Below are 7,056 nucleotides of genomic sequence, written 5' to 3' on the forward strand. Positions count from 1 at the left end.
CACCCCCCCAACCCGCCGGGGCGGGCGGCGGGCCCACGCAACCCCCACCACCACCGCAACCGCCGGCGGCCGGGGGGGGGCCCCCCCCCCCGGCCGGGTGGCGGGCCCCTCCCCGTACCGTCGGGTCCGGAAGAACCGTCAGAAGAACACCGACCGCCGCTGTACGAGCAGCTTGTACAGCGTGTGCTGGATCTGCTCGCGGACCTGGTCGGTCAGGTTGAACATCAGCATCGGGTCCTCCGCCGCCTCCAGCGGATAGCCGTCCGTCGGGATCGGCTCGCCGAACTGGATCGTCCACTTCGTCGGCAGCGGCAGCGCGCCCAGCGGACCCAGCCACGGGAAGGTCGGGGTCAGCGGGAAGTACGGCAGGCCGAGCACCCGTGCGAGCGTCTTGGCGTTGCCGAGCATCGGGTAGATCTCCTCCGCGCCCACGATCGAGCACGGCACGATCGGCACCCCGGCCCGCAGCGCCGTCGACACGAAGCCGCCGCGGCCGAAGCGCTGGAGCTTGTAGCGCTCGGCGAAGGGCTTGCCGATGCCCTTGAAGCCCTCCGGCATCACACCGACGATCTCCCCGGACTTCAGCAGCCGTTCGGCGTCCTCCGCGCAGGCCAGCGTGTGCCCGGCCTTGCGGGCCAGCTCGTTGACCACCGGCAGCATGAACACCAGGTCGGCGGCGAGCAGCCGCAGATGGCGGCCGGCCGGGTGGTGGTCGTGCACGGCCACCTGCATCATCAGGCCGTCCAGCGGGACCGTCCCGGAGTGGTTGGCCACCACCAGGGCGCCGCCGTCCTTCGGGATGTTCTCGACGCCCTTCACCTCGACCCGGAAGTACTTCTCGTACAGCGGGCGGAGCAGCGACATCAGGACCTGGTCGGTGAGCTCCTCGTCGTAGCCGAACTCGTCGACCTCGTAGTCGCCGGTGACCCGCCGCCGCAGGAACGCGAGGCCGCCCGCGAGCCGCCGCTCCCAGCCGGAGGCGCCGGCCTCCCGGGGTGCCGGGGCCGCCACGGGTGCCGGGGGCGTCGGCAGCGCCCGTACGGCGGCCGCGCCGTCGCTCCTGCCGCCGGGCGGCCGGCGGCGGGCCCGCGACCGGTCGTCGTCGAAGGGGATGACCTTGGCGTCCGCCATCGCGATCTGGGCTCCTATTCCGCGGTCGGGGAGGTCGGTTCGGGTACGAGACGGTCGGCGAGCCGGTCCACGGCGCCCGCGAGGAGCGCCGGCGGCAGCAGGCCCGGGCCCCGGCTCCGCGCGAAGTCCGCGAAGGCCTCGGCGGTGCTGAAGCGGGGCGTGAAGCCGAGGGTGTCGCGCATCTGCACGGTGGACACCACCCGGCCGTGGGTGAGCAGCCGGATCTGCTCGGGCGCGAAGTCGGTCAGGCCGACCGTGCGCAGCGCCTGCCCGACCCAGGTGACGGCGGGCAGCAGCACCGGCACCGTCGGCCGGCCGAGGCGCCGGGCGCACTGGGACAGCAGCAGCACCCCGTCGCCGGCGATGTTGAAGGTGCCGCTGTTGAGGGTGGCGCGGCGCGGTTCGCGGGAGGCCAGTTCAAGGACGTCCATGACGTCGTCCTCGTGGACGAACTGCAGCCGCGGGTCGTAGCCGAGGACGGTGGGCAGGACCGGCAGGTCCAGATACTCGGCGAGCGGGGAGTCCACCCGCGGTCCGAGGATGTTCGCGAAGCGCAGCACGCACACCGCCACGTCCGGGCGGCGCCGGGCGAAGCCCCGTACGTATCCCTCGACCTCGACCGCGTCCTTCGCGAAGCCGCCGCTCGGCAGCGACTTGGCCGGGGTCGTCTCGGTGAAGACCGCCGGGTCGCGGGGCGCCGCCCCGTACACGCTCGTGCTGGACTTCACGACCAGGCGGCGCACCCGCGGCGACTTCTGGCAGGCGCCGAGCAGCTGCATGGTGCCGATGACGTTGGTCTCCTTGACCGACGTACGGCCGCCGGAGCCGAGCGCGGTGCCGGTGACGTCCATGTGCACGACCGTGTCCACGTCGTACTGCGCGAGGACCTTGGCGACCGTCGGCTGCCGGATGTCGGCCCGGACGAACTCCGCGGCGCCCAGCGGGTGCGGGGACTCGACCGCGTCCACGGCGACCACCCGGTCGACCTCCGGGTCGCGCTGCACGCGCCGGACGAAACGCGCGCCGAGGTGCCGGGCCGCACCGGTGACGAGCACGACCTTGCCCAAGAGGAGCGCCTTCCGTCGGTCTTCCATCGGTGTTCCGCTGACCGACACCGTAGCGCCTTCACATTTCGGCGCAATAAAAGCGTGGCCCCCCACCGGAAAACGGTGAGAGGCCACGCCGTACGCACAACGCCGTCGAAGCGGCGCGCGCGCTTACTTCTTGTTGCGACGCTGCACGCGCGTGCGCTTGAGCAGCTTGCGGTGCTTCTTCTTCGCCATCCGCTTGCGCCGCTTCTTGATAACAGAGCCCACGACTACCCTCGCTCACTACTCGGAACATCCCCGCGCCAGCGGGGATCGGTGCGGGGCGTCTGGGCCCACACGACCTACGAGGGGCTAGCCTACCGGCTAGAGCGCCGACCTTGTAATCCGAGGGCGTATTCCTCCGGGCGGCCCGTGCCCGCTAAGCGGTCGCCACCCCCACGAAGGATTCCCTGAGGTACTCGTGAACCGCCTGTTCCGGCACGCGGAAGGACCTCCCCACCCGGATCGCCGGCAGATGACCGCTGTGCACCAAGCGGTACACGGTCATCTTCGAGACGCGCATCACCGAGGCGACTTCCGCCACGGTCAGAAACTTCACCTCGTTGAGAGGCCTGTCGCCAGCAGCCATGACCCACCTGTACCTTCCGCCGCGACGCCCACCGGCTTCCCCTCCGGTGACTCTTCGTCGCTGAGCGCTCACGCCCAGAGTAGGGGCGGGTGGTACGAGTGGGGAAGAGGAGCAACAGTCGGCCGTTTACCGTGACAGACACGCTCGATTGAGTACATAGCGAGTGAGTGGACGGTAGTAGTCCGAGCGCACCCCGTCATCCAGTGGAACGGCCACCGACACCTGCCCCTCGGCCTCCCCGACGAACAGCGCCGGATCGTCCGTATCGGCCAGACCGATGCTCTCGATACCCAGCTGACCTGCCCCGCAGACCCAGCCGTGGTCCCCCACCACCAGCTCCGGAAGCGGCCCGCCGGCCTCGGCCGCGCTCTCGAGCGCCGCCCTGACCGGCAGCGGGGAATGGGTGTGCGCCCCCGGCTCGCGCCCTGCGGCCGGCAGGTCCGCTTCTCGCACCAGCGCGACTCCCCGTACGTAGTCGAGCAGGTGCGTGCGTACGCCGAACCGGGTCGTTATGTCGATACATCTCCCCTGCGCCGGGGTGAGAACAAGACAGCCCGCCGCCGACAAAGCGTCTGCGAGCGCGGCGTAGAAACCAAGCAAACGGTGCGGATGCCCCGTACCCAGGAGCACCGGAGCCCGCCGCCGGGCCGCCGCGGCGAGCCGCTCCGCGAACGCCGAAAGCGCCCCCAGCGTCCGCTCCGGATCGATCACGTCCGGCCCCGAACGGTGCGCCGGATCGTCCGACACCCCGCACTTGTCCGCCATCAGCCGCAGCAGGTCACCCTCGTCCCAGCCCCACTCGGGATCCAGGCCGAGGGTCACCCGGGGATCCCCCGCCGCGAACAGCCGATAGCTCCGCAGGCTCTCCTCCCGCGAGGTCGCCACGGTCCCGGCCAAACCGGCCGCCAACAGATGCGCCCGCAGCGCCCCGGTACTCAGCACCCTGCCGATGCTGCCGGAACGACACTGCACCCGGGCCGAAACCCGGCACCCGCCCCACAGTCGGCGTAACCCCGCGTCGACTGTCCCCCGCCCGTACGAACGGATCAGGCCGAGCGAACCATCAGGTCGGCGAACGGATCAGGCGAGGAGACCGCGCAACGGGAACGCCGCCCGCCGCGTCGCCAGGACCGCCTGGTCCAGCCGGTCCGCCGGATCGTAGCCGTCCGCCCAGTCCCGGACCGCGACCGGCCACCGCCCGTCCGTCATCCGCGCCGGACCCAACTGGCGGGTCCGCGCGTACACCTCGTCCCGCCACGAGGACGGGATCACCGACTCCGGATCCACCGGAGCGTGCGCCGCGATCCCCACCAGATGCGTCCACGACCGCGGTACGACGTCCACCACCGCGTACCCGCCGCCGCCGAGCGCCAGCCACCGGCCGCCCTCGACATGCGCGTGCGCCAGCTCGTGACACGCCTCCTGCACCGCCCGCTGCGCGTCCAACGACACCGCCAGATGCGCCAGCGGATCCTCGAAGTGCGTGTCCGCGCCGTGCTGCGTCACCAGGACCTGCGGCCGGAAATCGGCGATCAGCTCCGGCACCACCGCGTGGAAGGCCCGCACCCAGCCCGCGTCCGCGGTCCCGGCCGGCAGCGCCACGTTCACCGCGCCGCCCTCCCCCGCCCCCGGACCACCGGTCTCCTCCGGCCAGCCCGTCTGCGGGAACAGCGTCCGCGGATGCTCGTGCAGCGAGATCGTCAGAACCCGCGGATCGTCCCAGAACGCCGCCTGCACCCCGTCCCCGTGATGCACGTCCACATCCACGTACGCCACCCGCTCCGCGCCCAGTTCGAGCAGCCGGGCGATCGCCAGCGCGGCGTCGTTGTAGATGCAGAAACCCGAGGCCCCGCCCGGCATCGCGTGATGCAGCCCGCCCGCGAAGTTCACGGCGTGCGCCGCGTCCCCCCGCCACACGGCCTCCGCCGCGCCCACCGACTGCCCGGCGATCAGCGCGGACACCTCGTGCATCCCCGCGAACGCCGGATCGTCCACCGTCCCCAGGCCGTACGCCTGGTCCGCCGCCCTCGGATCCGCCGACGCGGCCCGCACCGCCGCCACGTAGTCCTCGCGGTGCACGAGCCGCAGAGTGGACTCACCGGCCGGCTTCGCCGCCAGCACGTCCACCTGACGGTCGAGCCCGAACGCCCGCACCAGACCCATGGTCAGCGCGAGCCGCACCGGATCCATCGGGTGCTCCGACCCGAAGTCGTACCCGGTGACAGCTTCATCCCACATCAACAGTGCGCGGCTGCTCATGCCCGCCACCGTATCGGGCCTTCGGAGCCCCGAACGACGTGGCATACACCACCGTCACCAGGACCAACACCATCGGCACCAGCATCGCCCCGCGATAGCTCCACGCGTCCCCGAGCGCCCCCACCAACGGCGAGCCCACCAGGAACCCCACGTAGTTGAAGACATTGAGCCGCGCCACCGCCGCATCACTCGCCCCGGGACCGCCATATTCGAAAGCCCGCCGCCCTGCGGCGGCGAAGGTCTGCGGCACGATCACGCTCAGGCCGAGCCCGAGGAGCGTGAACCCGGCCATCCCCGTCCACGGCCCCTGCGCCGCCGCCACGACCGCGAACCCGAGCGCCGCGAGGACCGCACCGGCCCGCACCACCAGGACCGCGCCGAACCGCCGCACCCCGAAGTCCCCCACCGCACGCCCGAGCAGCGTCGTCACCATGTACGCGTTGTACGGCACGGTCGCGAGCTCCTCCGAGCTCCGCAGCACGTCCTGGAGGTACTTCGCCGACCAGTTGGAGACCGTCGAGTCCCCGATGTACGCGAAGGTCATCACCAGGCACAGCGGCAGCAGCAGCCGGAACGCCACACCCTGGGAGGCCCCCTGTCCGCCTGTGGCGGCGGCCTCCGGCTCCCCGGCCCCGCCCCCGTCCACGTACCAGCGGCTCCCGACCAGCGTCGCCGGCAGCAGCACCACGACCACCGGCAGATACGACACGAACAGCGGCAGCTGCCAGTGCGCCCCCACCCAGGCCAGCGAGGCACCGGCGATCCCGCCGAGGCTGTACGAAGCGTGGAACCCGAGCATGATGCTCCGCCCGTACGCCCGCTGGAGGCTCACGCCCAGCATGTTCATGGACGCGTCCAGGGCGCCGACCGCGAGCCCGAACACCCCGAGCGCCACGGCCGCGGCCCACAACTCCGAACCGGCACCCACCCCGAGGAGCGCGAGCAGCACAACGGGCTGCGCCCACCGCAGCACGGCGGCCGGCCCGACCCGCGCCACCACCTTCTCGGTGCCGACGCTGGACACCCCGGCGAGGACCGGCACCGCGGCCAGGAACACGGGCAGCAGCCCGTCGGATATCCCGTACCGGTCCTGGATCGCCGGAATCCGGGTCACGAGCAGGGCGAACGTGACCCCCTGCACGAAGAAGCTCACCGTGAGGGATCCCCGCCCACGCCGCAACCGCGCATCTGTCATGGCCGCACAGTAGGGCCGGGACCTACCCAGCGGTAGATGGATCACATGCCCAATGTGCCGAGCAGCTCGTCCATGTGCTCGAAGTACCCGTTGACGCCGTCGAGCCGCTCCCGCGGCGTCATCGCCGTGAATCCGTACACGTCCATCCCGGCCGCGACCGCGGCCTGCACGCCGAGCGCGCTGTCCTCGACGACGACACAGCGGGCCGGCGGCACGCCCATCCGCTCGGCGGCGTGCAGGAAGAGGTCGGGCGCCGGCTTCCCCCGGCCGACGTCCTCGGCGCTGAACACGATCTCGTCCCGGAACCAGGCGTCGAGCCCGGTCTTCCGGTGCCCCACCCGGATCCGCTCATGACTCCCTGAGGAGGCCACGCAGTACGGCACGCCGGCGGCGACGAGCCGCTTGAGCACGTCCTGCGCGCCGGTGACGGGCTCCAACTCCCGCTGGAAGGCGTCGAAGACGCGCTGGTGGAAGGTGTTGTCGAAGTCGGCGGGCAGCGACCGCCCGGTCCGCTCCTCGACGATCTCGTGGATGCGGTGCATGGCGGACCCCATGAAGTCGCGGACGGACTCCTCGTACGTGGTGGGGTGCCCGAGCTCGGTGAGGCAGGCGGCAAGGATGTTGTTGGAGATGGGCTCGCTGTCGACGAGCACACCGTCATTGTCGAAGATCACCAGGTCGTAGCGCATAAACCTCACCCTAAACGCAGAAAAGCCCCGCACCAGAGGTGCGGGGCTTTCCCACAATGATTGTTCGGCGGCGTCCTACTCTCCCACAGGGTCCCCCCTGCAGTA

At 71.5% G+C, this 7,056-nt stretch carries 8 protein-coding genes; all 8 read right to left on the reverse strand.

From position 1 onward, the window contains the following. Positions 1-138: 138 nt before the first annotated feature. Entirely contained in the window at positions 139-1,131 is a 993-nt protein-coding gene (locus tag AB0M18_RS36160) for a lysophospholipid acyltransferase family protein (protein ID WP_365765610.1), read from the reverse strand. A gap of 14 nt (positions 1,132-1,145) precedes the next feature. Further along, positions 1,146-2,198 carry an NAD-dependent epimerase/dehydratase family protein gene (locus AB0M18_RS36165; protein ID WP_365765620.1) on the reverse strand — a complete coding sequence of 351 codons (1,053 nt, stop codon included), beginning with the start codon at positions 2,196-2,198 and terminating at the stop codon, positions 1,146-1,148. Between the two features lie 150 nt (positions 2,199-2,348). Further along, positions 2,349-2,447: an AURKAIP1/COX24 domain-containing protein gene (locus AB0M18_RS36170; RefSeq protein ID WP_003948845.1), complete on the reverse strand. Its 99-nt coding sequence runs from the start codon at positions 2,445-2,447 to the stop codon at positions 2,349-2,351. A 151-nt stretch (positions 2,448-2,598) separates the two neighbouring features. Then, positions 2,599-2,808, reverse strand: coding sequence for a helix-turn-helix domain-containing protein (locus AB0M18_RS36175; protein WP_046910004.1), 210 nt, complete (start codon positions 2,806-2,808; stop codon positions 2,599-2,601). A gap of 126 nt (positions 2,809-2,934) precedes the next feature. Continuing rightward, a complete protein-coding gene (locus AB0M18_RS36180) occupies positions 2,935-3,750 on the reverse strand; it encodes a phosphatase (RefSeq protein WP_365765612.1) in 816 nt (271 codons plus the stop codon). Positions 3,751-3,888: 138 nt separating this feature from the next. Next, the gene (locus AB0M18_RS36185; RefSeq protein ID WP_365765614.1) at positions 3,889-5,067 is read right to left on the reverse strand and encodes an acetoin utilization protein AcuC; all 1,179 of its coding nucleotides are present in this window, start codon (positions 5,065-5,067) and stop codon (positions 3,889-3,891) included. Further along, positions 5,036-6,262, reverse strand: a complete 1,227-nt coding sequence (locus AB0M18_RS36190) for an MFS transporter (RefSeq protein WP_365765616.1) — start codon at positions 6,260-6,262, stop codon at positions 5,036-5,038. Before AB0M18_RS36190 ends, AB0M18_RS36185 begins: the two co-directional genes overlap by 32 nt. Positions 6,263-6,303: 41 nt before the next feature. Further along, on the reverse strand, positions 6,304-6,951 hold the full coding sequence (locus tag AB0M18_RS36195) for an HAD family hydrolase (RefSeq protein ID WP_365765618.1): 648 nt from the start codon (positions 6,949-6,951) through the stop codon (positions 6,304-6,306). Positions 6,952-7,056: the final 105 nt, after the last annotated feature.

The organism is Streptomyces sp. NPDC051909, from assembly GCF_040681095.1.
Lineage (GTDB): Bacteria > Actinomycetota > Actinomycetes > Streptomycetales > Streptomycetaceae > Streptomyces.

Excerpts from the sequence above, each read along its gene's own strand:
- AB0M18_RS36185 (WP_365765614.1), bottom strand. The coding sequence starts at position 5,067 with ATGAGCAGCCGCGCACTGTTGATGTGGGATGAAGCTGTCACCGGGTAC.
- AB0M18_RS36175 (WP_046910004.1), bottom strand. The coding sequence starts at position 2,808 with ATGGCTGCTGGCGACAGGCCTCTCAACGAGGTGAAGTTTCTGACCGTG.
- AB0M18_RS36195 (WP_365765618.1), bottom strand. The coding sequence starts at position 6,951 with ATGCGCTACGACCTGGTGATCTTCGACAATGACGGTGTGCTCGTCGAC.
- AB0M18_RS36190 (WP_365765616.1), bottom strand. The coding sequence starts at position 6,262 with ATGACAGATGCGCGGTTGCGGCGTGGGCGGGGATCCCTCACGGTGAGC.
- AB0M18_RS36160 (WP_365765610.1), bottom strand. The coding sequence starts at position 1,131 with ATGGCGGACGCCAAGGTCATCCCCTTCGACGACGACCGGTCGCGGGCC.